The 23,477-nt window shown below is 65.3% G+C and carries 26 protein-coding genes; 6 read left to right on the top strand and 20 right to left on the bottom strand.

Features of this window, described 5'->3' with window-relative positions; translation table 11 throughout:
- Positions 1 to 7: 7 nt before the first annotated feature.
- From AC1DX8_RS17050 to AC1DX8_RS16970, 17 genes are all read right to left on the bottom strand, one after another.
- The gene (locus AC1DX8_RS17050) at positions 8 to 526 is read right to left on the bottom strand and encodes a hypothetical protein (protein WP_477631139.1); all 519 of its coding nucleotides are present in this window, start codon (positions 524 to 526) and stop codon (positions 8 to 10) included.
- Positions 523 to 1,647: a hypothetical protein gene (locus AC1DX8_RS17045; protein ID WP_477631138.1), complete on the bottom strand. Its 1,125-nt coding sequence runs from the start codon at positions 1,645 to 1,647 to the stop codon at positions 523 to 525. The genes AC1DX8_RS17050 and AC1DX8_RS17045 overlap by 4 nt, the downstream gene beginning before the upstream one ends.
- A complete protein-coding gene (locus tag AC1DX8_RS17040) occupies positions 1,644 to 3,005 on the bottom strand; it encodes a hypothetical protein (protein ID WP_477631137.1) in 1,362 nt (453 codons plus the stop codon). Before AC1DX8_RS17040 ends, AC1DX8_RS17045 begins: the two co-directional genes overlap by 4 nt.
- Positions 3,002 to 4,513 (bottom strand): hypothetical protein, encoded by a 1,512-nt coding sequence (locus tag AC1DX8_RS17035; protein WP_477631136.1) that lies wholly within the window; start codon positions 4,511 to 4,513, stop codon positions 3,002 to 3,004. Before AC1DX8_RS17035 ends, AC1DX8_RS17040 begins: the two co-directional genes overlap by 4 nt.
- Before the next feature lie 3 nt (positions 4,514 to 4,516).
- On the bottom strand, positions 4,517 to 5,017 hold the full coding sequence (locus tag AC1DX8_RS17030) for a hypothetical protein (protein WP_477631135.1): 501 nt from the start codon (positions 5,015 to 5,017) through the stop codon (positions 4,517 to 4,519).
- Positions 5,018 to 5,419 (bottom strand): hypothetical protein, encoded by a 402-nt coding sequence (locus tag AC1DX8_RS17025; protein WP_477631134.1) that lies wholly within the window; start codon positions 5,417 to 5,419, stop codon positions 5,018 to 5,020.
- A gap of 7 nt (positions 5,420 to 5,426) precedes the next feature.
- On the bottom strand, positions 5,427 to 5,813 hold the full coding sequence (locus AC1DX8_RS17020; protein WP_477631133.1) for a hypothetical protein: 387 nt from the start codon (positions 5,811 to 5,813) through the stop codon (positions 5,427 to 5,429).
- A complete protein-coding gene (locus AC1DX8_RS17015) occupies positions 5,803 to 6,123 on the bottom strand; it encodes a hypothetical protein (protein WP_477631132.1) in 321 nt (106 codons plus the stop codon). Before AC1DX8_RS17015 ends, AC1DX8_RS17020 begins: the two co-directional genes overlap by 11 nt.
- A complete protein-coding gene (locus AC1DX8_RS17010) occupies positions 6,120 to 7,616 on the bottom strand; it encodes a hypothetical protein (RefSeq protein ID WP_477631131.1) in 1,497 nt (498 codons plus the stop codon). The genes AC1DX8_RS17015 and AC1DX8_RS17010 overlap by 4 nt, the downstream gene beginning before the upstream one ends.
- A 3-nt stretch (positions 7,617 to 7,619) precedes the next feature.
- The gene (locus AC1DX8_RS17005) at positions 7,620 to 8,612 is read right to left on the bottom strand and encodes a phage portal protein (RefSeq protein WP_477631130.1); all 993 of its coding nucleotides are present in this window, start codon (positions 8,610 to 8,612) and stop codon (positions 7,620 to 7,622) included.
- A 118-nt stretch (positions 8,613 to 8,730) separates the two neighbouring features.
- A complete protein-coding gene (locus AC1DX8_RS17000) occupies positions 8,731 to 10,146 on the bottom strand; it encodes a hypothetical protein (protein WP_477631129.1) in 1,416 nt (471 codons plus the stop codon).
- Between the two features lie 363 nt (positions 10,147 to 10,509).
- A complete protein-coding gene (locus AC1DX8_RS16995; protein ID WP_477631128.1) occupies positions 10,510 to 10,674 on the bottom strand; it encodes a hypothetical protein in 165 nt (54 codons plus the stop codon).
- Positions 10,675 to 10,737: 63 nt separating this feature from the next.
- A complete protein-coding gene (locus AC1DX8_RS16990; protein ID WP_477631127.1) occupies positions 10,738 to 11,085 on the bottom strand; it encodes a DUF732 domain-containing protein in 348 nt (115 codons plus the stop codon).
- Positions 11,086 to 11,576: 491 nt separating this feature from the next.
- Positions 11,577 to 13,196 carry a hypothetical protein gene (locus AC1DX8_RS16985; RefSeq protein WP_477631126.1) on the bottom strand — a complete coding sequence of 540 codons (1,620 nt, stop codon included), beginning with the start codon at positions 13,194 to 13,196 and terminating at the stop codon, positions 11,577 to 11,579.
- Complete coding sequence (locus AC1DX8_RS16980; protein WP_477631125.1) at positions 13,193 to 13,561, bottom strand: hypothetical protein; 369 nt, start codon at positions 13,559 to 13,561, stop codon at positions 13,193 to 13,195. Before AC1DX8_RS16980 ends, AC1DX8_RS16985 begins: the two co-directional genes overlap by 4 nt.
- Positions 13,562 to 13,762: 201 nt before the next feature.
- Complete coding sequence (locus AC1DX8_RS16975; protein WP_477631124.1) at positions 13,763 to 14,014, bottom strand: hypothetical protein; 252 nt, start codon at positions 14,012 to 14,014, stop codon at positions 13,763 to 13,765.
- A 168-nt stretch (positions 14,015 to 14,182) separates the two neighbouring features.
- The gene (locus AC1DX8_RS16970) at positions 14,183 to 15,679 is read right to left on the bottom strand and encodes a recombinase family protein (protein ID WP_477631123.1); all 1,497 of its coding nucleotides are present in this window, start codon (positions 15,677 to 15,679) and stop codon (positions 14,183 to 14,185) included.
- Here AC1DX8_RS16970 and AC1DX8_RS16965 point away from each other — a divergent pair.
- The 3 genes from AC1DX8_RS16965 (at position 15,678) to AC1DX8_RS16955 (ending at position 18,822) form a co-directional block, all read left to right on the top strand.
- Entirely contained in the window at positions 15,678 to 16,067 is a 390-nt protein-coding gene (locus AC1DX8_RS16965) for a hypothetical protein (RefSeq protein ID WP_477631122.1), read from the top strand. The two genes, AC1DX8_RS16970 and AC1DX8_RS16965, sit on opposite strands and share 2 nt — an antisense overlap.
- Before the next feature lie 43 nt (positions 16,068 to 16,110).
- Positions 16,111 to 17,793 carry an energy-dependent translational throttle protein EttA gene (ettA, locus tag AC1DX8_RS16960; protein ID WP_477631121.1) on the top strand — a complete coding sequence of 561 codons (1,683 nt, stop codon included), beginning with the start codon at positions 16,111 to 16,113 and terminating at the stop codon, positions 17,791 to 17,793.
- Positions 17,794 to 17,901: 108 nt separating this feature from the next.
- The gene (locus AC1DX8_RS16955) at positions 17,902 to 18,822 is read left to right on the top strand and encodes an LLM class F420-dependent oxidoreductase (RefSeq protein ID WP_477631120.1); all 921 of its coding nucleotides are present in this window, start codon (positions 17,902 to 17,904) and stop codon (positions 18,820 to 18,822) included.
- On the opposite strand, the gene AC1DX8_RS16950 is transcribed toward AC1DX8_RS16955, so the two are convergent.
- On the bottom strand, positions 18,809 to 19,477 hold the full coding sequence (locus tag AC1DX8_RS16950) for a TetR/AcrR family transcriptional regulator (protein ID WP_477631119.1): 669 nt from the start codon (positions 19,475 to 19,477) through the stop codon (positions 18,809 to 18,811). The genes AC1DX8_RS16955 and AC1DX8_RS16950 overlap by 14 nt on opposite strands.
- Before the next feature lie 104 nt (positions 19,478 to 19,581).
- Here AC1DX8_RS16950 and AC1DX8_RS16945 point away from each other — a divergent pair, with 104 nt between their 5' ends.
- From AC1DX8_RS16945 to AC1DX8_RS16935, 3 genes are all read left to right on the top strand, one after another.
- A complete protein-coding gene (locus AC1DX8_RS16945) occupies positions 19,582 to 20,727 on the top strand; it encodes an acyl-CoA dehydrogenase family protein (RefSeq protein WP_477631118.1) in 1,146 nt (381 codons plus the stop codon).
- Position 20,728: 1 nt separating this feature from the next.
- Complete coding sequence (locus AC1DX8_RS16940; RefSeq protein WP_477631117.1) at positions 20,729 to 21,523, top strand: SDR family oxidoreductase; 795 nt, start codon at positions 20,729 to 20,731, stop codon at positions 21,521 to 21,523.
- Positions 21,524 to 21,590: 67 nt separating this feature from the next.
- Complete coding sequence (locus tag AC1DX8_RS16935; RefSeq protein ID WP_477631116.1) at positions 21,591 to 22,577, top strand: NADPH:quinone oxidoreductase family protein; 987 nt, start codon at positions 21,591 to 21,593, stop codon at positions 22,575 to 22,577.
- A 12-nt stretch (positions 22,578 to 22,589) separates the two neighbouring features.
- Here the strand turns inward: AC1DX8_RS16935 and AC1DX8_RS16930 are convergent, their stop codons facing one another.
- Both AC1DX8_RS16930 and AC1DX8_RS16925 read right to left on the bottom strand, forming a co-directional pair.
- Entirely contained in the window at positions 22,590 to 23,081 is a 492-nt protein-coding gene (locus AC1DX8_RS16930; RefSeq protein WP_477631115.1) for an SRPBCC family protein, read from the bottom strand.
- Positions 23,078 to 23,467 carry an ArsR/SmtB family transcription factor gene (locus AC1DX8_RS16925; RefSeq protein WP_477631191.1) on the bottom strand — a complete coding sequence of 130 codons (390 nt, stop codon included), beginning with the start codon at positions 23,465 to 23,467 and terminating at the stop codon, positions 23,078 to 23,080. Before AC1DX8_RS16925 ends, AC1DX8_RS16930 begins: the two co-directional genes overlap by 4 nt.
- Between the last annotated feature and the right edge of the window lie 10 nt (positions 23,468 to 23,477).

Here is a 23,477-nt window from a genome sequence, read left to right as displayed (position 1 = left end):
GGGTCGCTCACTGCCGGACAAGCAGCACGTTGGTGTTGGTGAAGTTGTTGCTGACGGAGGTGGTCAGCGTGCCGGTACCGCTGGAGCGGTTGACGCGGATCTCGATGACGCATGACTGGCCGGATGGAATGTCGATCTTGCCCGATGCCGTGAGCGCAGTCGGCAGGCCGATTCCAAGGCTCTCGCGTCCGTAGCCGATCTGGGCGAACGCTGCGCCGTTGAGGGACGCATAGAGGATGTAGTCGGCCTGGATGATCGCGGTCGCGGCCACAGCGTAGGCGTTGCCGTTGACGAGGGCACGCCGGTTGTAGGTCGCCGACGCGATGGTGACGCGGTCGATGACCGTCTCGGTGGTGACTGCGGCGGCCGCCTTGGGGTAGGTGGCGTCGGATGATGGCGCTGCGGCGAGCGTCAGCATCGCTGCTTCGGCTGCCTCGGCAACCTTCTGCATGTCGTACGGAACGTCAGGGGTGACGTCAGGTGCGGGGTAAGGCAGCCCGTATGTCGGTGTGGTGGGCATGGTCATTCTCCAATCGTTGATGCGTTGTCAGGGAGCCTTGTGGCCACCGTCATGCGGGCGCTCTCGATGTCGAAGGACACCGACGAGACGATGTGTCGCTCTTGCGAGCCGGTCGGCAGTTGAACCGTGACCGTGTCTCCGGGGCGCAGCCACCACATGGCGACCGCGCTGACCGAGAACGAGCGAGCCCGCGACAGGAGCCGGGTTAGGCGGGTCCGCGCGGCGGCCGTAGCGAGCAGCTGCGTGGTCGGAGTCGAACGCTCCTCGACGGAGACGTGGTACCCGGCAGTGGCGGGCAGGTACGGGCCAGCAGTGACGAAGGACCGCCCTACGAGCCGGTTCTCGACGCCGGTGGCCTCGTTGGTCCACGAGTAGATGATCGTGACGTCGTTCGCCCAGTCGTCGCGGCTGGCGCTGGCCTCGCTGGCGAGGATGGTGCCGTTGACGCCGACGGTCAGGGAGGCGTTGGACTCGGCTGCCACGAACTTCCGCTGGGTGATGCGGAAGATCCGGTCGCCGTTGTCGTAGATGTCAGCGCCGTAGGCCTGAGCCATCTCCTGCATGGAGTCCCAGTAGTCACGGGCGACAGTGACGCCGGGGATCGGCCCTGTCGCGGGAAGTGCGTCGATCACGGTGGCGCTTGCGGCGGGTCCGTACGCGAGAGCGTCGAGGATCCACTGCTTGATCTGTGGTCCCGCACCTGTCGCGGTGAACGTGGACTGGCCGAAGCGGTACCAGCCCTCGCCGCGCTCGATGACCAGGCACTCGTCTGACCGCAACGTCAGGGTCATCTCGTTGTCGGGACGGCTGACGCGGCGCTCGCGCAGCATGAGATCCGCGACCATCTGCTCGTTGAGCGAGCCGTCATCGAGGCGGTAGCCGACGAAGCACTGGACGCGCACGAAGGCGCGTGGGTCTAGCAGGTCGATGGTCGCCTGTGCGTCGGGGACCGCGCAGGTCAGCGTGCCTGCCACGCGGGGTGCGCGCGTCTCGTCCCAATCCAGCGAGCCGCCCGTGACGTCGAGGGCGATGTTCCCGCCGCTGGTGACGGCGACAGCGCGGAACGACTGCCCGTGTGGTCCCTTGACCAGCGTGGCTACAGAGGAGTCGAACGGAAGGGTGCTCACGGACCAACCGCCAGTGCGGCGTAGGACGCGAAGGCGGCGCGCTGCGCGGAGTAGGTGGCGTATGTGGCGGGGATGTCGGAGTACGTCCAGCCTGCTGCGCCGAGCAGCGACGATGACGGCGACTTAACCTCGACGTAGTCGCACGACACAGACCAGCGCCAGCCGATGGCCGCTTCGGTGTTCTCGGGGTTGACCTCGCTGCTGTTGCAGTGCAGGTACATGTCCATGCCCGCGAAGGTGGGCTGGCGCAGCATGAGGAATCGACCTGTCGAGCAGACCGCCTGAAGCGCGAGCGCGTCCTCGAAAGTCGCGCACCACAGTTCTAGCCGGCCCTGACGTAGACGAGATACACCTGACTGAACCACCACAGGATCAGCGCGGCCGACCACCTCGTGAACCGTGGCTGCACTGTCTCGACGTGCGTTGTAGCCGGTCACGAGGGCGAGGTCTGAGCGGTACTGCGGCAGCGCGACGGCGTGCAGGACAGGAGTGGTTCCGTTCAGCACTGTGCTGGCGGTGGTGGTTACCCCTGCGGAGTCGAGCACGTCGTACCGCAGCGTGCCAGTCAGGGCGGCCTCGTTGTCCACGACCGTCATCGAGCCGCTGATGGGCTTCTGGCCGTCGCGCAGGCGAACCGGGTTTGTCCCGTTGGCGTCAGTGCGAGTTACCGTCACAGGCCCGTCAGCCGCGAGTCGTGTGGAGTAGGTCGACGCCGACTGGTTGGCGGTGCCGGTCCAGGCATAGGCCTCGTAGCCGCTGGCTGGCGTGGATGCGCCGTCAAAGTAGGAACCCAGCGAGCCCGACTTCTCCAGCATGACCGCGTCGACATAGTGCTGCTCACCGATGATGTTGTTGTCGAAGCTGACTCCTACCGCTGCAAAAGCAGCGGTAGCCGGAGCGGTCAGCGTGTAGGACCGCCGCGTCCATGAACCCACTGAGTCCGTAGAGCCGCTGAACGAGTTGCTAATGGCAGCGCCAGCAGCGGTGTACCAGTAGATGCCGACCGTGGACATGCGTCCTGTGGTGGCTGCCTGCACGTAGGCGCTCACGGTGTACTTCTGTCCGGCCACCACAGGCATTCCGCTCGTGCCCGTCGGTGTGGTCGCCAGCATGAACCCAGCAGCAGTCGCTGTGAAGCGCAGCGAGGCCACGCCCTTGTAGAAGCTAGTCGTGATGCGGGCCAGAGTGGGGGTCCCAGTGTTGGCCGCCCAGCCGGTGGTGTTGACCTCAAATGACGGGTTGGGCACGAGGTTGCGGCGCTGCTCAACGAGCGGCTGCCCGAGGTCGAGCGGCGTGCCGGTGATGCTCAGCAGGACCGACGCCGTGGTCGGCTGAGGAGTGAGGGCGAGCGTGGTCACGGGATGTCCGTATCTGGATGGGCTCCGCGCTTGGTGCGGATGGTGATTGGGTGGCTGCGGAAGTAGCGGTCAGCGTCGAGCCATGCCTGCTGGACTGAGCGGGACACGTATGCGCCATCAACGCCAACGGGAATGTTGATGCGGTGGGTCAGTGCGGCGACCGCGTCCTCGTGAATCTCGCGAGCAGACTTCACGACGTTGGGCGCCTGCCCGGTGAGACCCTGTGCGAGTGCGAGACCGGACTGCGAGCCGATGGTCTTGTAGTTCTGGACCACCTCGGCCTGCTTGGCCTTCGGAGCGTTCGCGAGTAGCGCCATTGCCTTGTCAGCGTTGGGTCCCTGAGCGAGAGCCCAGTCGACACCTGCCTGCCCAACGGCCTTGAACACCTTGGTCGCGTTGTCCTCGAACTCCTGCGCGGCCTTCATGTCACGCTCTTGCGCCGCGATGACCTCGTCAATGGAGGCAATCGCCGTGTCCTTGTAGTCCTCCCACGAGTCCTTGGTGGACTTTGTCGCGGCGGCCTGACGCTTGGCGGCGGTCTCGGTCGCGTCGGCTAGGTCGTCGTTGGACCCTGCGAGGTCTTGGATCGCCGATTCGTAGTTCTGAACCGTGTCGAGCGAGACGCCAGTGAGGTCCTTGAACTGCTGCTGGATTTCCTCGGCCTTGCGTGCCTGCTCGGAGAAGCCTTCGAGGGAGTGAATGAGCTTCTGGTGGGCGAGGTCTTGGCCGCTCACCGAGTTGGTCGAGACCGCCCACGCCCTACCGGCGGACTTGACGTTCTCACGCAGTTGCGCCTGCGCCTCGTCGGTGTTGCGCAGTGCGTCGCGCTGGGCCTTGAGGCCGTCGATGTACTTAGAGATGTCGGCTGAACTGCCCGAGAACGCCACGGCCAGATCACTCGTGGCGATGCCGAGGTCCTTGGCGTCCTTGATCATCGACTTCAGTTGGCCCTCGGTGGCAGCCGTGCCGATCTTCGAGAAGATGTCGTCGGTGCCCAACTTGCCGCCCGACTCGATCAGTTGACCGGCCAGTTCCTTTACGGCTGCCTTGGCTTCCTCAGCCTTCGCGCGGAAAATACCGAAGCCCGCCGCGAGTGCGACACCAGCGGCAGCACCAGCGGGACCGAACCCGCCAAGCGCATTAGCGAGTGTCTCCTGCACGGCATCTGCCGAGTCGCCCACGCTAGAGATGGACGCGGCAGCCTCACGGCCAGTGCCAGCGGCTTCTTCCTTGAAGTCGCCCATGCCCTTCTTGGCACGGCTGACACTGTCGTCGGCCTTCTTGCTGCTCTTGGCCAACTTGTCGAATGCGCCGTCGGACTCCTTGCCGACCTTGTCAGCGGCGTCGGCCGCATCCTTGAGCGAGCGTTCTAGCTTGTCGGTAGAGCGGCTGCCTTCGTCGCCTAGATCGTCAAGGGCACCCGACACATCATCGAGAGCGTCAGCAACGTCCCGCGTACCGCGCAGGAAGTTGGCGACGTCCGCGATGAGCGGGATCTTGATTGCCATTGACTAGCTCGTTTCTCCAAATGCTTCGTAAACCTTGCGAACCACCGTCTGAACCCAGAGGCTCGCGATGCGTGGTGCGATGTCGGCGACCGCTGGGAACACAACTCGTCCGCCCTTCTGGTGGGCGGGCAGTTGACGCGCGGTGTGTCGGGTGACCTGGTGCTTGCCGCCGTTCTTCGAGCGGCGGGAGTAGGTCTTGGTCTTGTTGCGGTTCGCGCCGAACTCGAACCACTTCCAGTCGTTGCCCGGGACGAGGCCTCCGCGCAACTTGCGGTTGCTCGTAGCGGCGACCAGCACGGGTGGGTTTCCGGCTCGTAGGGCCGCGCCCTTGGCGAGGACTCGTGTGTCCATCGGTGTCCGCACGCGGGACTGGATTTCCTGCTTCCAGACAGGTCCAGCCATCGAGCGCGTCTCACGGTTGACGTCAGAGCGCAGGCTGCGGTCCATCGCCTTCATTGCGAGAACCGCAGCCTGCAACTCGCGAGAGTCGCCGACGCGCAGCACTTACGGAATCGGAGTCGGGCCGGAAGACAGAGCGATCTCAGCCGAGAACGTCGCCCAGTCGTTGGCCTTGCCACCGATCTGAGTCGGGCGCAGGACGGCGGAGAAGTTGTAGGACTTCGTGCCGCTGCCCTTCGGCTTGAAGTTGCCGGTCACCGGAGTCGAGGTGGCGGACAGGAACTTCAGAGACAGCGAGTTCGCGGTCTCGTGGTCCTGAACACCGTCGATGGTGCAGGTCCAGGCGGTGACGCCGATGTCCTGAAACACCTTGCCGGTGATGCTCTTCCATGTGTTGACAGGAGTGTCGGGCGTGAAGGTCACACCGTCCACACCGTCATACGTGTTGCCGTCAAGCGTGAGGACTGCGTCCTTCAGCGTGAACGGTGCGGGAACGATGTTTGCCATTTGCTTTCTACTTTCGAGTTAGAACGGAGAGGTTGACTACGTAGGAGTGGTTGGACGAATCGCCGACGGGGTACATGGCGCGGTCTGCGTCACCGACGAGGGCCTGAAAGTCGCTCGTATCGAACGCATCCAGCACGGCGTCCAGCCGGGCTTCTAGCGCGTCCTCCGCGGTGGCTGGGTCAGTCGTCGGCTCGATCACGTGGACTTCCATCGTGTTCGTGCGTAGACCGGAACCAGCCGGTGCGACCTTGGACCGGCTGACGACGATGACGCCGACGCCGGGGTTGAGTTGGTTGAACGACTTGGCATACGGGAAGACCAGCCAGCCCGCACCGAGAGCAGCCGTGAGCATGTTGGCGACGTCCTGACGCACTGAGGTGAAGTCACCCGACATAGCCCAGACCCCGCTTCGGACGGAGAAGGTTCTTGACCTTCCAGTCCATTGGGAAGACTCGGATTGCGAACCCATCCGGACCAAGGCCGTCGCCCGACTCGCGGTCGGCGTCCCACATATTCTTTGCCTGAGTCATCTGCGCGAGCTTCCATCGCTCGGGCAGTGGGCTGGGGACAACCTGAGGTGCGTATGCGCTGCAAAGTTCATACGCAGCCTGGAGTAGAGACGTGAGGACGTCATCATCCAGCGGCACGTCATCCTTGAAGTGGAGACGCACCTCCTCTGTTGTCACCCAGCCCACGAGGCTCATGCGACCGAGACCAGACCCTTGCCGTGGGACACAATGGCGTAGTAGCCGAACAATGCAGAATCCACGCCACCACGAGCGATGTCGAGAGCGTCAACGCGGATCGGCGAACCCGGCAGTTCGAACAGGGTGTGCGACGCCTTGGTTCCGACGAGCACCTTGCCGAGAACGCCAGCGTCCTCAGTGGGAACGATCTGGAATCCTTCGAAGGATCCGGCGTCGATGCCGAGAGCCTGCGAGAGGAAGACCGCCACGTTGTTGTTCGTGGTCGAGAGGTAGGTCTCGTAGAGGTCCCAGCCCATGATGGCGTAGGTCGGAAGACCAACGTTCTGACCGTCGAGTGCGCGAGCACCCTTGATCAACTTGGCGACCGGGCCAGCGCCTGCACCTGTGACTGCAACCGCGTCGGCCTTCAGGCGGGTGAGCACCTTGGCGTCGATCTTGCGGGAGTAGTCGTCGGTCGCAGCAGCGAAGAACGCAGCCCAGAACTCGGGGTTGGGGAAGTCGACCATGATGCGGTCCACGTCCCAGCCAGCAGCGAGGCGAGCAGCCGTCTCGTTGAGGGCGGAGGTGGTGACAGCGTTGGACGGGATCGATGCCTTGTCTCCGGCGTAGTCGTCAACAACCGGGAGGTTGTCGAACTTCCACGACACGATCTTCATGGCAGTCAGGTCCTTGTGACCGATCAGGCCGGTGTACTTGGCCTGGTAGGTGCGCTCGTTCCAGAGCTGACCGATGTACTGCGGGACCGAAAGGTTGTTGAAGACGCCGGTCTGCGTGATGTCGGACAGGGCAGCGAGAAGCGTGCTGTCGGAACGGCCGCTCTCGTGGTACGCCGCAACCATGCGTGCGACGTCATTGGGGCCAACAACTGTGACCTCGTTGGAAGCACCGCCGCGCGATGCCACCATGAGATCGGCAGGTGCCGCCGCGTTGGTGTTTTCCATTACTTCCTTCTCTTCTTCTTGGGTGACCTCTTCGGCGTCTGCCTCAGAAGTTGGTTCCTCCGACGACGGAACAGTGAGCGCCGCATCGTCATCGGAGGTGTCTGTGGGGTCGTCTCCGCAGTCGCACGCAACGAGTTGCGCGGAAGGGAAGGCGGGGCGCGTGACGAAGCCAGCGCCAGTGAGTTCGCCTGCGACGAGTGCGCCAGAGCGAATGGTCGGGTTGTCGATCTCGACGGAGATGCCGGTACGCACGCCCTCGCGCGCCTCGATCAGCAGGTCGTTGCCTGCGTTCGTCGGAAGGACACGGAACGTGGCGACGATGCCGGCGTCCGTCTCTGCGACTGAGGTCGAGCGAGCGACCGGGCGGGTGCCGTCGTGCTCCATGTTGGCGATCAGGGTTTCGGGAATCGTGATCGCGCCCTTGGCTGCGCTGACGCGGCCAACGGAGGTGCGACCTTCCTCGCCAAAGGGGAGCAGGAGGTAACTGAGGATGCGGTCTTCCGCATCGCTGGCGATCAGCGATCCGGCGAGTTGGATGGGAGCGGTCATAGGTCAGTCCTGAACTGGTACGCCGCCGGTGGGCGGTGGGGTGGTGGTGAGGAACGACAGGTCGAAACCAACGCGGGTGCCGCGCGGCACGCAGTCGTCCATGGACAGGCGGGCCGTGATGCAGTCGGTCCACATCGAGAGGGCGAAGTCGACTAGTTCGCCGCGTGAGCCCTCTTGCGTCGTGTAGGTGAGTGACGCAGTAGCGGTGGTGCCGTTGAGGATTGACGCCGGTAGGCACAGCAGGTTGGCGATGTCGATGGCGATCTGGTTGCGCGCCTGGATCATGAAGTCAGCGCCGCCAGCACCGAGTTCTTGGATGTCGAGGCCGTAGGGCAGGAAGCCGACCGCGCCGGTCTTGGACTGACGGGCAACGACCCAGTCGTTGACTACGGACGTGACCTCGCTCGGGTCGAGCTGATCTTCATTGGTCTGCTTGAGCGCCATCATCGGAATGGGGTTTGATGCCCGGATCGCGGCAGTCCGCTCGATGTCGGCGGCGGTGCGGATCGTGCGGGAGCCGTTGGCCAGCAGTCCCTCGTCAGGACCGGAGAACAGGATCACGGAGTCCGAGGGCACCTGCTGGTTGTTGATGAGGACGTTGCCGACCTTGTCGAACGCCCACGAGTGCGGCGGGATTCGGACCGCGTCGATGATCTGGCCGACCGCGCCGCGCTCAACGACCCACAGCGCCCAGCCGGAGAAGATCAGGTCATCGAGAGTCCAGCGCATGCGGTGCTGCGGAGGCGTCTGCCCGTTCGTGCGGTAGAGCCACGTCGGCTGGTCGGCTAGTTCATCAGCGCCTTGGTACGCCTTCAGTGGCAGGCGGGCGATGTTGCCCGTGATGAGGTTGCGGCCCTTCTTGATGGCCGGGATGGACATCGCCTCAGCGCGCGTGACAGGGACGAGGTCTGCGGTGCCGAAGATGTCGGCGAGGATGACCGGCTGAAGGTTCGTGGTCGCCCACGGAGAACGGATGCCCTGAGTGGGGGAGCCCATCACATCGGACGTCGGATAACCACCGACATCCTTAAAGAGGCTTCCGAGCCAGTTCAAGCGACGCTCCTAAAGAAAGGGAAATGCGTCGCTCAGTCAGTACTAAATATACGCGGCCTTTTTAACCCACTTGCACCACGCTTAGCAGTGCACCCTTTTCCTTTGCTTGGTCGAATGCCCACAGCGCTTGCGCCGCAGCAATCAGAGGAGTGATGTCATCCGTGAATGCGCGCGCTCTGAGATAGCGTCCAGAACGGTGTCCCTGCGGACTCCAAACGGCAGCATCGACCGCCGCGTTTAGTGACGGTTGGTCAGCGTGACGGAGCATTCCGTTTCTGATCTCGCGCTCTAGCCGTGACTGTGAGCCCGAAGTGTCCTTGGCGCTGGTCGGTGCTACGCGGCTGCGCGTCGCGGGCTCACGCGAAAGCCGATCGGCAACATCTACATTGCTGGACGACATGTCGTGGCGGCACTGAACGCGGTGCTTCTTCACGAGGTCATGCACGAACCTCGGTGCCCAGTCAGAGCCTGCCCGATGAGCCAAGACCTCGATGCACGCGACACCGTTCTCATCGCGCCACGCGGCAACCACAGCAGTCGTGTCCCCAGTGAACGCCTTCACCTCGAAGCCAAGGGCGAAGTGCTCGGGCCGCTCAGCGAATTCGCCTGCCGCCTTCTCCCACTGGTCGATGTCAATTGCACGAACTGATCCGGACTCGGGCCACTGTCCGCAGTACTCACGGGCGAACGCGGGCAGCGACATCTTCAGTCGGCGCCCAGCAATCTTCTCCAGCGTCGTGAGACCACTCGTGATGCCTGGGTGAACGGCGAGCAGGGTTGCGTCATCCTCAGGGTCGGCGTCCGGCTCTGCGGCGTACTCCACGATCCCCTTGCGAGACGGGTCGTTTCGCCCGGCCTCTAGCTGTCCCCACAACATGCCCGCTCGGACAGAGCCAGCCGTCCCGGCGACGATCAGCTGCGCCTCAGGGACCGTGTCGGTCAGCGGCTCAGCGGCGGCCACGAGGTCGTCGCTGGTCTCGGGGTCGTGGGACTGCGCCTCATCGAAGATCAGCAGCGCGGCGGCGTCGCCTCGGTAGGAGTTCTCGCGCGGCGGGACGATCCACAACTGCGAGCCGTTCGTCCACTCCCAGTGGACGCGCCCAGCGCCCTTGTAGAACTTGCGGCGCAGGTGGTCAGGGTCAGGGTCGAACTTGTCGAGCGTGGCGTTGATGCCCTTGGCGTACTTGTCGAGCGCGAGGCCGGTCGCAGCCGTGACCACCACCATGTAGTCGTCACGGTTCATGCAGCGGCCGATGGCAACGGCCCAGATGGCGCTGGACTTGCCGGAGCGGCGCGGGATACAGATACCCGTCTCCGGGTAGAGAGGCATTCCAGACCCGTCCAGTGCGCACAGGACACGCGCCACGTTGAGTTGCTGCGGCGTAGGTGTCTGCCCGAGCGCCCTCAGTCCATCGAGCGCTTCGGATAGATCGACATCGTCCGGAGTCGGGGACAGATGGAGGGGAACGGCTTGCATTTACAACTGCTCTCTCTAAGAATAAGTAAAACTTTCGCGGAAGACGAGAGGGTTATGGTGCCTCTCCCAAAAAGTCTCTATGTCAACCAATTTCTAATCTTTTGTTCGCCATTCTTTCGGGCGCGCGTTCTTTCTTGCGCCGTCGCTTGACCAGCCCGCTCGTTGCACGGCCCATGGCTCGGCCACTGGTTCTTGCGGTCGAGTAGGTCACCACCTCGGACCAGGTCAACGAGGTGGTCGACGTGCCACCGCATATCGGTGGTCACCGGTAGACCGCAGCGGTAGCAGGGGAGGGGGAGCAGGGCGCGCCAGTACTTGCGCGCGTCCTGCACCACCTTGCCCTGCCACAGACTGCGGTGGTCCTTAGCCACGGCCACCCATCACCAGAGCCACGAGCCGGTCACAGGCGACGCGATACTCGTACTCAGCCAGTTCTAGGACCAGCGTGGCATCCTCGACGTTCTCGGCCAGTTCTCGCGCTCGCGCCGCGAGGATGGCTACATCGGAGTCAATCTTGTTGTCGATCACAGCGATTCCTTCTTCTCGTTCTCTGAGTGGGTCGTCGCTGTGTCGTTTGGTAGAGCGGGTGGATCAGGAGCAGAGGTACTTCTCGGCTCCGTCGTAGATGACGAAGGCGTCAATAATCTGGATGCCATTGGCGCGGACAAGGGTCACGTAGTCGTCCCTGCTCTTGCCGCTGTCGCGCCACTCACAGACAGCCATGCCGAGTTCCACATAGCTGGTATCCAACGCCGTCACGTTCTCGACGTTTCCTGAGCGGAGGTAGATGAGGTAGCCCTGAGTGTCAGGCGCCCTGGTGGTAGTAGGTGCTGCTGTCACGGTGACAGTCGGTGTTGGTGTTGCCGCCTTAGGGCTACCACCACAGGCGGATAGTCCCAGCGCAATTGCTGCCACGAGGGCCGCCTTTGTGTACTTCATTTCTTGTCCTTATCGTTTGTGGTCGAAGTCGTAACGTATCGAGCCTCAATATCTATGTACATGTTTATTTCTCTTGGCCGTGTTGTTGTGTTGTTGGCGGCTTTGCCGTAGGGCAGACGATCATCCAGTTGAGGTCGATCATTACTCGTCTGCACTGGTCGCACAGGTGCGCTTGCTCTTGGTGGTTCATGGGTCGTACTCCTTGACGCGTTGTGGTTTACAAGTGCGTCGCTGTGAAGTACGGCAATGTCAGGTGTCGATGCAAGCAATGGTTGTCGTTACATCAGTGGTTGCCTTTGGTATTTATCGAGGTCAGAAGTGGTCTTGTGCAACCATGCAACCAATGCAACCTGTTTTCCGGATATCCCATCTAACTACAGGTCATGCTTAGGGCTGTAAGTGGTTGTAATGGTTGTATGGTTGTATTTAAGTAGCCTATTAACGCTCTGACCTGCAGCTATACCGATGCAACCATCCTGTGCAACCTCGCTTTAGGCCTCCAATCTGGTTGCACTCTGAGCCACCAGAGGGTGTAGATCGACAGTGGTGGCCTCGACAGTGAGGGCGTATGCCGCGCGCCTGTCGACCTTGTTCTTCAGTTTCACGACCCTGAAGCCCTCGTAGCCGAAGCGCTGGCCTTCGTGAGAGGCGAGCCACGCCGTGATCGACACTGAGGTGGCAGTGCTGCCCTTGCTCAGATTCTCGGCAATCGGCTGAGGTAGGGGCACGTCAGTCAGGTTCGCCGAGAAGGCCCCGTCGATCTTCTGGATCGCCTTCTGGACCTGCTGGGCGTTGAACCCCGACAGCTCGTACCCAGCCAGCGGCATAGCGCCGTAGAGCCAGTGCAGGAAGTCCTCTGAAACCTCTGCGTCCGACCCAGCAGCAGCCTCGTCGCGCACGTCGTCCGTGTTCATGAGGAACCCGTCGATGCCAGCGAAGTTGAGGATGCCTCCCACCGTGTTGACGATGGGCTGGTAGTCCCCGACCACGGGGGTGTTCTCTGTGGGTCGTGGCTGCCCTGCAAGGTGCCAGGCCTTGATCATGGTGTGCAGCGCGGCGATGGCCGTGTGCCGGTTCTCCAATACCCATGCCTTGAGGTCCCTGTGCTTGAAGCCCTTGCGCTGCTCAGGGTGCGGGACGCCCGCGTCGAGGCGGATCTGCACCCATCGCCGCACCATGTCGTCGGCTGGCCCGATGTTGTTGCCTGTTGCGATCCAGATCCGGTCGTTGGCGAACTCAACGCTGTTGCTGGTGCCGAGGACGCGGTCAGACCATGAGTCCGCTGTGTGCAGCATGCAGAGCACCGATGACCGAACCTTCGAGCCTGTCTCGATGTTGTCCCACACGACGACAGGGTTGGCGCTGTCCTTCAACACGCCCGTGATGGCCTTGCGCTGCTCCTCCGTGCTGCTGGAGAGCGTGCGCATCTCAGGCGTGGTGCCCTGCAGGATCATCGAGAGGACTGCGGTGAGCAGACCCTTACCCGTTCCTGCGTCAGGCGCAGTAACGCCCCAGAGCGGGCTGGGACGGTTGTGGATATACCGCGTGAGCGCACTGAGCAGGAGGCCAAGGGCGTTGGCCTTGTCGGCCTGCGAGACGAACGGGAAGTCAGTGAAGACCTCATCGAGCAGCCACTTCGCCGCAAGCCGTGCGTTCTCCTGGTTCGGGGCCTCGGGAACAAGGTGGGCGAATGCACCCACCTTTGTGTCCGTGCAGTAGACCCCTGTCTCCTTGTCGTAGCCGAAGGTCGAGACGAAGGACCCGTCCTTGTGGGCGAACGGCAGCGTGGAGATGGAGTTGAGACGAGGCAGGTGGTGACCCCAGATCGGGGTATCGAGGACGCAGATGGCGGACACGTCGTCGGGGGCGAACTGGTTGTTGCCCTCGTGGTTCACGAATGTCACGCCATTACGAACGCACCAACCCTTGAACTGAGCGGGCTTGGCCACGTAGAAGATCGAGCCGTCGAACACGGTGACGAGCGCGCTCTTCGAGAGGAACAGAGTTGGCACCGTGTTGTTCACGGTCTTCACCTCGTGGATCGTCCGTTCAAGGACGACCTGTCGGTCCTTGGTAGATACCGGCACTCCGCCGGATGGAGCCACGTTCACGCTGCACCGTCCGAGACATCCTCAGTCTGCATGAACGTGAGAGCGCGGATCTCGCCCATCGCATCAAACGCAGCAACGAGACGCCACGCGTCCTTGCGCTCGATGAGGTGCCAGCCGTTGCCCACGTAGACCCGGTCGGGGTGGACCGCGCGGGCGAGATCATCAAGGTTCACGCCGTGACGGCTCTTGACGTTGTAGCAGATCCACTGGTCGGCCGGGCGCTCGTGGGTGTTACGCCAGTTGACCATGCGTCGCACGAATGGCGTGCACTTCTTAACCGTCACGCTCGGGCAGCGGTCACGGATGACAGTGTCTCCGACGTGCCATAGATCGTTTGGTGCAAATGCACCGTTGTTGCTTTCCACGTTATTATCTTCCTGTTGGTTCAATGTTCGTAGCGTGCGTTGATTAACACCTCTTAGAAACAGTTCAGTCACTCGTCCCCGTCGCGGTCCCGTCCTTAGCCGCGGCGGGGACGTTTCTGATTAGTCGCTCGGCAACAGCGTTACCGATGCCGTATCCGAGGGTCGAGAAACCCAGCACGAAGCAGACGTAGTAGGCAGCCATCAGTTGCCCGCGTAACGCGAGATGTATCTCTGATCAGCGGCGACCTTCTTGCGACGTTCGGCCCGCTCTTGACGGGCGGTCCGCTCTGCATTAACCGAGTCGGCGAAGTACCAGATCTGGCGACCGACCCAGAAGGACTCGACCTTGCCGTCTCGTGCGAGGTTGAGCAGTTGCCGTGGCGTGAGGCCAATTAGGTCTGCCGCCTCTTCCGGTCGAACGATATGACGACCGTTCATTTCAAAGTGGTCCACGATTTCTCCTTGTTGGTGGTGGTAAGGACGACGTTACGCGGCGCTGGAAAGGGCGTGCGTCCTTCCACGCTCAGGAATCGCACGAGAACTATCTACGCTGTTCAGATGTCAAAAGTCCGAGCCCACAAAGGACTCGGACTTTTGATATCACCCCCGCAATAAGGTCACCTAATGCGAGGCTTTTGTAAACCTGCCCTCGCCGTTCCGTGACCGACTCCCGTAGGCCGCGCGAGGCGGTCTCGGCAACTGCACGGGTTCTCCCACCACGGGCACCATGCGCAGCCCGTCCTTGTGCACCTCGACCCTGTCGATGACCCGCTTGAGGAGGTGGTTCCACTCGGCGGAGTCCATACCCTCCGTCCCTGCGGCCAGCCGCTCGTAGACGTCGAGGTCGACGGGCGCGAGGGAGTCCAGCGCATGGTGCGCCTCTCGCAGGCTGGCGCGAGCGGCCTTGAGGTTCGCGTCGATCTCGCTACGTGAGGCGTTGTAGGCCGTCTGGTCGATCACGTCCGTGGCCAAGAGGGTGGTCAACTTGCCGAGGCTGCGCTCGTGAGCCTCCACCGCAGCGAGCGCGGCGTCACGACGTGTCTCCACCTGAGCGCGCTCATCGGTGCGGCTCTTGTCCTCGTAAGCGTGAGCGGCGAGCGTCTCGATGTGTGCGCCGAGCCACTTGCCGACGACGTTCTCGATCCCGACCCGGATCATCTTCACGCCGGTGCAGCCCTCGCCGTTGTTGCGGTTGGCGCAGGCGGCGAGCGACTTCGAGGGCAGAGCGTTGAACGAGTTGATCGTCATGCGCCCACCGCACAGCCCGCACCGGACGATGCTCGCGAGGAACCACTTGGGCGACTGCGAGCGCGAGGGCAGCTCGGCCATCTGCTCACGCCGACGGAGGTACCGCGCCCACTCCTCGTCGGACAGCAGCGGCTCGTGCGCGCCCTGCGAGAACGTCTGCGTCTTCTTGTCGATGATCAGCCCCGCCGCGAAGCCCGAGTCCATCGCACTGCGCAGGGTGGCGACTCCGATGGCGTTCCCTCGCGTCGACCGGATGCCCTTGTCGGCGAGACGCTGCACGAGGTTGGTGAAGCCCACGCCGTTGATGTAGTCGATGTAGCACTGACGCAGCACCGGCCCGGTGACAGGGTCGACTATGAACCGCTTGACGTCGTTCTTGGTGTAGCCCAGGCGCGGGTTGCCGTTCTTGGGGTGGCCCGCCTCGATGCGGCGTGCGCCCACCGACCGCCAGCGTGCGCCGACCTTGAGGCGGTAGGACTCCGCGATGCTCATGTGGATGCCCCACTTGAGCATGCCGTCCGCCGAGCGCGTCTCGACCTCGTCGCCCTTGACCGTGACCGGTACTCCGATGTCCTGCAAGGAGCGCACGAGCAGCAGCGACTCGATCAGGTCGCGCCCGAGGCGGTCGATGTCGTAGACGCTGATGCCGCGATGGTCAGGGTCTTCATGCACCCACGCGAGCGCGGCGTCCAGACCCTCTCGCGAGAACTCCGCGCCCGAGACGTCGAGGTCGGTGAAGACCCGCACCACGTTGTGCGCGCGGCGCACCGCCTGTTCCTGTTCATCGGGGGAGTGGAACGACTCTCCACTGCGCCCGCCGACCCTGCTCACTCGTACGTATGCGCACCACTCGCGCTGCTGCTTCGCCATGGTTACTTATCGTATCGTTGTCTACGGCCGGCTGCGCGTCAACCAGTGGTTGCGGCAGGACAACTCGCACGCGACCTCGGTGGAGATCGACGCGTACAGCGTCGGACACGACCTGAGCTGGGGCACCACGTCACTGACCCGGGTGTCGCGAGCCCAGCTCGACACCCAGGACCGGATGGCCGACGAGGGCGTGCAGGACGCGATGGCTGCCCTGGAGGGCGAGCCGATCGTCGTCGAGGACGACTTCGCCTCCTACGACCCGGGCGACCTCGCGGGTCGGCGCACCCCGGGGGAGCACGATCCCGAGACCGACGACTACGAGGTGGCCGTCGAGCCGACCGGTGAGGTGCCCCGCCAGGACGGCGGCCGGGAGCTCTCCACCGTCTGACGCGGATTCGGGCGTGGGGGCACCGGCGGATAGCCTTGCCCCCATGCCCGAGTTCATCTACGTCATGTCGAAGGCCCGCAAGGCCCACGGCGACAAGGTCATCCTCGATGACGTGACCCTCTCCTTCTACCCCGGCGCCAAGATCGGCGTCGTCGGTCCGAACGGAGCCGGCAAGTCGTCGGTCCTCAAGATCATGGCCGGCCTCGACCAGCCATCCAACGGTGAGGCCCGGCTGACGCCCGGTTACTCCGTGGGGATCCTCATGCAGGAGCCGGAGCTGAACGAGGAGAAGACCGTTCTCGGCAACGTCGAGGAGGGCGCCGGCGAGATCAAGGCCAAGCTCGACCGCTACAACGCGATCTCCGCCGAGATGGCCGAGCCCGACGCAGACTTCGACGCGTTGATGGAGGAGATGGGCAAGCTCCAGGAGGCCATCGACGCCGCGGACGCCTGGGACCTCGACTCCCAGCTCGAGCAGGCCATGGACGCCCTCCGCTGCCCGCCGCCGGACGCCGACGTGACCGTGCTCTCGGGTGGTGAGCGTCGCCGGGTGGCCCTGTGCAAGCTGCTCCTGCAGAAGCCCGACCTCCTGCTGCTCGACGAGCCGACCAACCACCTCGACGCCGAGTCGGTCCTCTGGCTCGAGCAGCACCTCGCCGCCTACCACGGCGCCGTCGTCGCGGTGACGCACGACCGGTACTTCATGGACAACGTCGCGCAGTGGATCCTCGAGCTCGACCGCGGCCGCGCCTACCCCTACGAGGGCAACTACTCGACCTACCTCGAGAAGAAGCAGGCCCGCCTCCAGGTGCAGGGCAAGAAGGACGCCAAGCTCTCCAAGCGACTCAAGGAAGAGCTGGAGTGGGTCCGGTCCAACGCGAAGGCCCGCCAGGTGAAGTCCAAGGCCCGCCTCGCCCGTTACGAGGAGATGGCCGCCGAGGCCGACCGCACCCGCAAGCTCGACTTCGACGAGATCGCGATCCCGCCGGGTCCGCGCCTGGGGTCCACGGTCATCGAGGTCAAGGACCTGAGGAAGGGCTTCGGCGACCGCGTCCTGATCGACAACCTCTCGTTCACGTTGCCGCGCAACGGGATCGTGGGGGTGATCGGCCCCAACGGAGTCGGCAAGACCACGCTCTTCAAGACCATCGTCGGCCTCGAGGAGGCCGACAGCGGTTCGGTCAAGGTGGGCGAGACGGTCAAGATCTCCTACGTCGACCAGAGCCGTGGCGGACTCGACCCTGCGAAGAACCTCTGGGAGACGGTGTCCGGCGGCCACGACTACATCAACGTCGGCCAGGTCGAGATCCCCTCGCGGGCCTACGTGTCGCAGTTCGGGTTCAAGGGCCCCGACCAGCAGAAGAAGACCGGCGTCCTGTCCGGTGGCGAGCGCAACCGCCTCAACCTGGCGCTCACCCTCAAGGAGGGTGGCAACCTGCTGCTCCTCGACGAGCCGACCAACGACCTCGACGTCGAGACGCTGGGCTCGCTCGAGAACGCCCTGCTCGACTTCCCGGGTTGTGCCGTCGTGATCAGCCACGACCGGTGGTTCCTCGACCGCGTGGCGACGCACATCCTCGCCTACGAGGGGGACGAAGAGAACCCGGCCAAGTGGTACTGGTTCGAGGGCAACTTCGAGTCGTACGAGGCGAACAAGATCGAGCGCCTCGGTGCCGATGCGGCCCGGCCGCACCGCGTCACCTACCGCAAGCTGACCCGCGACTGACCGGTCCTCGCGCTGCCTGGCGGCTGCACCGACACACCAATCTCCTTGTGGTCCCACGACGCTCCAACGACCTTGTGATCGATCCCGAGATGTGTGCAGGATGCAACCATGCGCCTCGGACTGCAGGTCTCGTACTTCTCCTGGCCGGATGCACCAGCCTCCATCGGCCCCACCTTCGGGCGGATCGCCCGCAACGCGGAGGACGCCGGGCTGGCCAGCCTCTGGGTGATGGACCACTTCTTCCAGATCCACGTGATCGGGCCGTCCGAGCTCGACATGGTGGAGGCCTACACCGCCCTGGCGTTCGCGGCCGGTCAGACCAGCCGGATCGAGCTCGGCACCCTCGTCACCGGCGTCACCTACCGCCACCCGGGGGTGCTGGCCAAGACCGTCACCAGCCTCGACGTGCTCTCGGGTGGGAGGGCTTGGCTCGGCATCGGGGCGGCGTGGAACGAGGAGGAGCACCGCGGGCTCGGGGTGCCCTACCCCAGCACGCGGGAGCGGTTCGAGCGCCTCGAGGAGACGCTGCAGATCTGCCTCCAGATGTGGGAGGGCGATGAGAGCCCGTATGCCGGCAAGCACTACCAGCTCGAGCGGCCCCTCAACGTGCCGCAGAGCCTGCGACGACCCCACCCCCCGATCCTGATCGGCGGTGGCGGCGAGAAGAAGACGCTCCGGCTGGTGGCGCAGTACGCGGACGCCTGCAACCTGTTCGACCTCGGGCTCGGGCCGGAGGGGATCCCGCGCAAGCTGGACGTCATCCGGCAGCACTGCGACGACCTGGGCCGCGACTACGCCGAGATCGAGAAGACCTGCCTGGCGCGGGTCACCCTGGCCAAGGACGGGAAGGGCGACTCGACGTCGCGGGCGCCGGTGCAGACGGTGGACCAGGCGGTGGAGCGGTTCGGGCGGCTGTCGGAGGCCGGGATCGACACGGTGCTCCTCGGCATGGGCAACGACACGGACGATGCCGCGTACGACCTCGTCGCCGAGGTGGTCAGGCAGGTCGAGCCGCTCAGCGCGCGGTGACCAGGCGGACCCCGAGGTCTGCGTAGGCCGCGCCGATGGCTTCGGGGGTGCGCTTGATCTCCGGGTCGTACCAGCGGGCGACGTCGACGGCCATCGACATGAGGGCCAACGTCGTGTCGGGCACGTCGTCGACACTGAACTCACCACTGGCCACCCCGGCCGTGACGACGTCGCGCACCACCGCGTCGATCTGCTTGCGCAGCGCGAGCACGGCGTCGCGGTGCTCCGGGGTCAGGTTCGCGAACTCGTACTGGACGATGCGGGCGACCCGGAAGTGCTCGGCGTGCCAGGTGGCGAACCGCCCCATGATCGCCCGCAGTGCCTCGGTGGGGGACGACGCCCCCTCCGCTGCGGCGAGCAGCATGTCGCGAGCTGCCACGTGTCCCTCGCGGCTGAGCTGGTAGAGCAGCTCCTCCTTGGACGCGAAGTGCACGTAGACCCCGGCGGGGGACAGGCCGGCCCGTGAGGCGATGTCACGCGTTGTGGTGGCGTGGAAGCCCCGGTCGGCGAACGCCTCGGCCGCCGCCTCGAGCAGCCGGTGGGCGGTGTCCACGCGCTCGATGGACGCCGCGGGGTCGATGGACGCCGCGGGGTCGAGGGAGGCCGCGGGGTCGACGGAGGCCTCGGGTTCCACGTGGCGCGCGGGGCTGGACATGGTTGACAGCATGCCCCAGCCATCGGACACTAAGCAAGCGCTTACTAACCTCACTTCAGCGTCGCCACGGTCCAGCGTCACCGGTGTCATCGTCAAGGAGAGCCATGCCCCGCAACATCTACGGTCCCGATCACGAGGCCTTCCGCAGCTCGGTCCGCGAGTTCGTCGAGCGCACGCTCAAGCCGCGTGCCGAGCAGATGCTCGAGGTGAAGTCGGTCGACCGTGACATCTGGAAGGAAGCCGGCAAGCAGGGCCTGTTCGGACTCGACATCCCCGAGGAGTTCGGGGGTGCCGGCGCCGAGGACTACCGGTTCAACGCCATCGCTGCCGAGGAGATCGCGGGTTTCAACTTCGCCGTGTCTTCGTGCTTCGGCATCCACTCCGACGTGTGCCCGCCCTACATCGTCGACCTCGGCACCCAGGAGCAGAAGGAGCGCTGGCTGCCCGGCATGGCCAACGGCGACCTCATCTGCGCCATCGCCATGACCGAGCCGTCCGGTGGGTCCGACCTCGCCGCCCTGAAGACCACCGCCGTCCGCGACGGTGACCACTGGGTCCTCAACGGCTCCAAGACGTTCATCACCAACGGCTACCAGGCCGACCTGGTCATCGTCGCCGCCCGCACCGACCCGTCCAAGGGTGCCAAGGGCATCACCCTGTTCATGGTCGAGGCCGGCATGGAGGGCTTCAGCCGTGGTCGCAAGCTCGACAAGGTCGGCCAGGAGGAGGCCGACACCTCTGAGCTCTTCTTCGAGGACGTCAAGGTGCCGGACGCGAACCGCCTCGGCGAAGAGGGCCTCGGCTTCATCTCGATGATGCAGCGGCTCCCGCAGGAGCGGGTGGGCGCTGCGGTGGCCAACACCGCCCACGCCTTCCAGATCTTCCGTGAGACGGTCGCCTACACCAAGGAGCGCAAGGCCTTCGGTCAGCCGGTCGGGTCGTTCCAGCACAACAAGTTCAAGATGGCCGAGCTGCAGACCAAGCTCGAGGTCACCCAGGCCTACGTCGACGACTGCATCGCCGCCCACGCGGAGGGCAAGCTCACCGCCGTCGACGCCGCGAAGGCCAAGTGGTTCTCCGCGGAGGTCCAGAACGACGTGCTCGACGAGTGCGTCCAGCTCCACGGTGGCTACGGCTTCATGAACGAGTACCGCGTTGCGCGTGCCTGGCGCGATGCCCGGGTCTCCAAGATCTGGGCAGGGTCGAACGAGATCATGAAGGAGCTCATCGGCCGCGACCTGGGCCTCTGACGTGGCTCCCGACAGCGCCGCGCCGCGCCCTGACCGCCAGGGCGTCCACGCCGGCAAGGTCGCGATCGTCACCGGTGCCTCCCGCGGCATCGGCCTGGGCATCGCCCAGAAGCTGGTGGCCGAGGGTGCCCGCGTGGTCATCACGGCGCGCAAGCCCGAGGCCCTCGCCGAGGCGGTCGAGCTGCTCGGCGGCGAGTCCAAGGCCCTCGCCGTCGCGGGCAACGCCGCTGACGAGGCGCACCAGGACGAGGTCCTCCGGCTCGCCCACGAGGCGTTCGGCGGACTCGACCACCTCGTCAACAACACCGGCATCAACCCGGTCTACGGGCCCATCCTCGACGCCCCGCTCGACGTCGCCCGCAAGATCATGGATGTCAACGTGCTGTCCGCGTTCTCGTGGACCCAGAAGGCGATCGCGGCCGGGCTCGGCCAGGGCGACCGTCCGGGGGCCATCGTCAACGTCGCGTCCATCGCCGGGCTGGGGGCCACCGGCTCCATCGGCTGGTATGGCGTGAGCAAGGCCGCGCTGATCCACCTCACCGTCGAGCTGGCGTACCAGCTCGGCCCGTCGGTGCGGGTGAACGCGGTGGCTCCGGCGATCGTCAAGACCCAGTTCGCGCAGGCGTTGTACGAGGGCCGCGAGGAGAAGGTCGCGGCGGCCTACCCGATGAAGCGGCTGGGGGCTCCCGAGGACATCGCAGGAGCCGTGTCGTTCCTGCTGTCGCCGGATGCGAGCTGGGTGACCGGACAGACGCTCGTGGTCGATGGCGGCGTGACCCTGGGTGGAAACCTCTAGTGCAGCACCGTGATACGACTCAGTCCGTGGTTGCCCTGCACCGCGTCGTGACGCCGTCGGGGCGCGCGTGAGGGCCTGGAACGTCCCGACTCTGGGCGAGCCGGTCGACGTGATGCGCGCCGTCGAGGCGCCGGCTCCTGAGGTCGTGCCGGGCCACCTGCGGGTGCGGGTGCTGGCGACGGCGCTCAACTTCCCCGACGTGCTCATGGTGCGTGGGCACTACCAGGTGCGTCCTGACCTGCCCTTCACCCCCGGTGTGGAGGTCTGTGGTGAGGTGCTCGAGCTCGGCGAGGGCGTTGCCGGCTTCGCGGTCGGTGACCGGGTCGTCGGCACGACGGCGGTGCCACACGGTGGACTGGCGCAGGAGTGCCTCATGCCCGCCACCGGGACGTTCGCGGCTCCGGCCGCCCTGCCTGATGCCGAGGCGAGCACGCTGACGATCGGCTACCAGACGGCATACGTCGGGCTCGTGCGGCGCGCCGCGCTGCGTGCGGGGGAGACCCTGCTGGTGCACGCGGCGGCCGGGGGAGTCGGCACGGCAGCGGTCCAGGTCGGCACGGCGCTCGGGGCGCGGGTGGTCGCGGTCGTCGGCAGCGAGGCCAAGGCCGAGGTCGCTCGGGCCGCTGGCGCCGACACGGTGGTCGACCGCTCCGCGGGTGACCTCGTGACCGCCCTCAAGGATGCTCTCGGGCGGGCCGGCGCCGACGTCGTCTTCGACCCGGTCGGCGGCGCCGCCTACGACGCCTCGACGAAGGTGGTGGCGTTCGAGGGCCGGATCGTGGTCGTGGGCTTCACCAGCGGCACGATCCCGGCCCCTGCGCTGAACCACGCCCTGGTCAAGAACTACTCGATCCTCGGGCTGCACTGGGGCCTCTACCTCCAGCGCGACCACGGCGTCGCCGTTGCGGCGCACGACCAGCTCGTGGCGTGGGCCGACGCCGGTCTGGTGCGCCCGGTGGTGTCGCAGGAGGTGGCGTTCGACGAGGCGCCCGCAGCCCTCGCCCGGCTGGGAGCCGGCGAGAGCACCGGACGCCTCGTGGTGCGCGGCGCCTGAGCCGCTGACGTCTCAGGCGGCCAGGGCCTGGGCCACCTTCTCGAGGGCGTCGTAGGAGTCGTTCATGCCCGTCTCCATGCCCGACGCGAACACCATCTCGACGGTCTCCGGGGAGTCGTACGTGATCACGGCCCGCAGGGTGGTGCGGCCGTCGTGCTCGGTGAGGGTGGACTCGATGACCGACTCCGGGCTCTGGATGGTGTCGAAGACCTCGGTGTGCACCATCCGGCCCGGCGGGTCCAGCTCGCGGTACTCGCCGGAGAACGAGACCTCGTCGCCGCTGGGGGTGGTCTGTGCGAAGTGCCAACGGCCGCCGACCCGCAGGTCGACCTCACAGACGGTGACCTCCCCGTGCCCGGCACCCCACCACTGGCGGATGTGCTCGGGGGTGGTCATCGCCTCGTAGACGAGGGCGGCGGGAGCGGCGAAGGTGCGGGTGATGACCACCTGGCTGCCGTCGCGGGTGACGGTGGCGCGCTCGTGGGTGTCGGCTGCGTTGCTCATGGCTGGTTCTCCTGGGTGGGTGTGACGGGGGTGGATCCGGCGCTGGTGCTGGTGGGGGACGCGGTCCCCTGGAGGCGGTTGAGGTACGCGTCGAGGTGGTCGAGGTTGGCCTCCCAGTGGCGGCGGTACTCCTCGAGCCACGACGTTGCGCTCTGCAGTGGGGTGGCGGTGATGCGGCAGTTGCGTCGCTGGCCGTCCCGGTCCTTGGCCACCAGCCCGGCCCGCTCGAGCACCGAGAGGTGCTTGGAGATGGCTGGCAGGCTCATGGCGAACGGCTCGGCGAGCTCTCCCACCGTGGCGTCACCGTCAGCGAGGCGCTCGAGGATCGCGCGGCGCGTGGGGTCGGCCAAGGCGGCGAAGGTGGTGCTCAGCGGGTCGTGGTCCACAGTCCTTAAC

It is taken from the genome of Pedococcus sp. P2_A3 (assembly GCF_056405035.1).
This window is presented reverse-complemented; position numbering and strand designations above follow the sequence as displayed.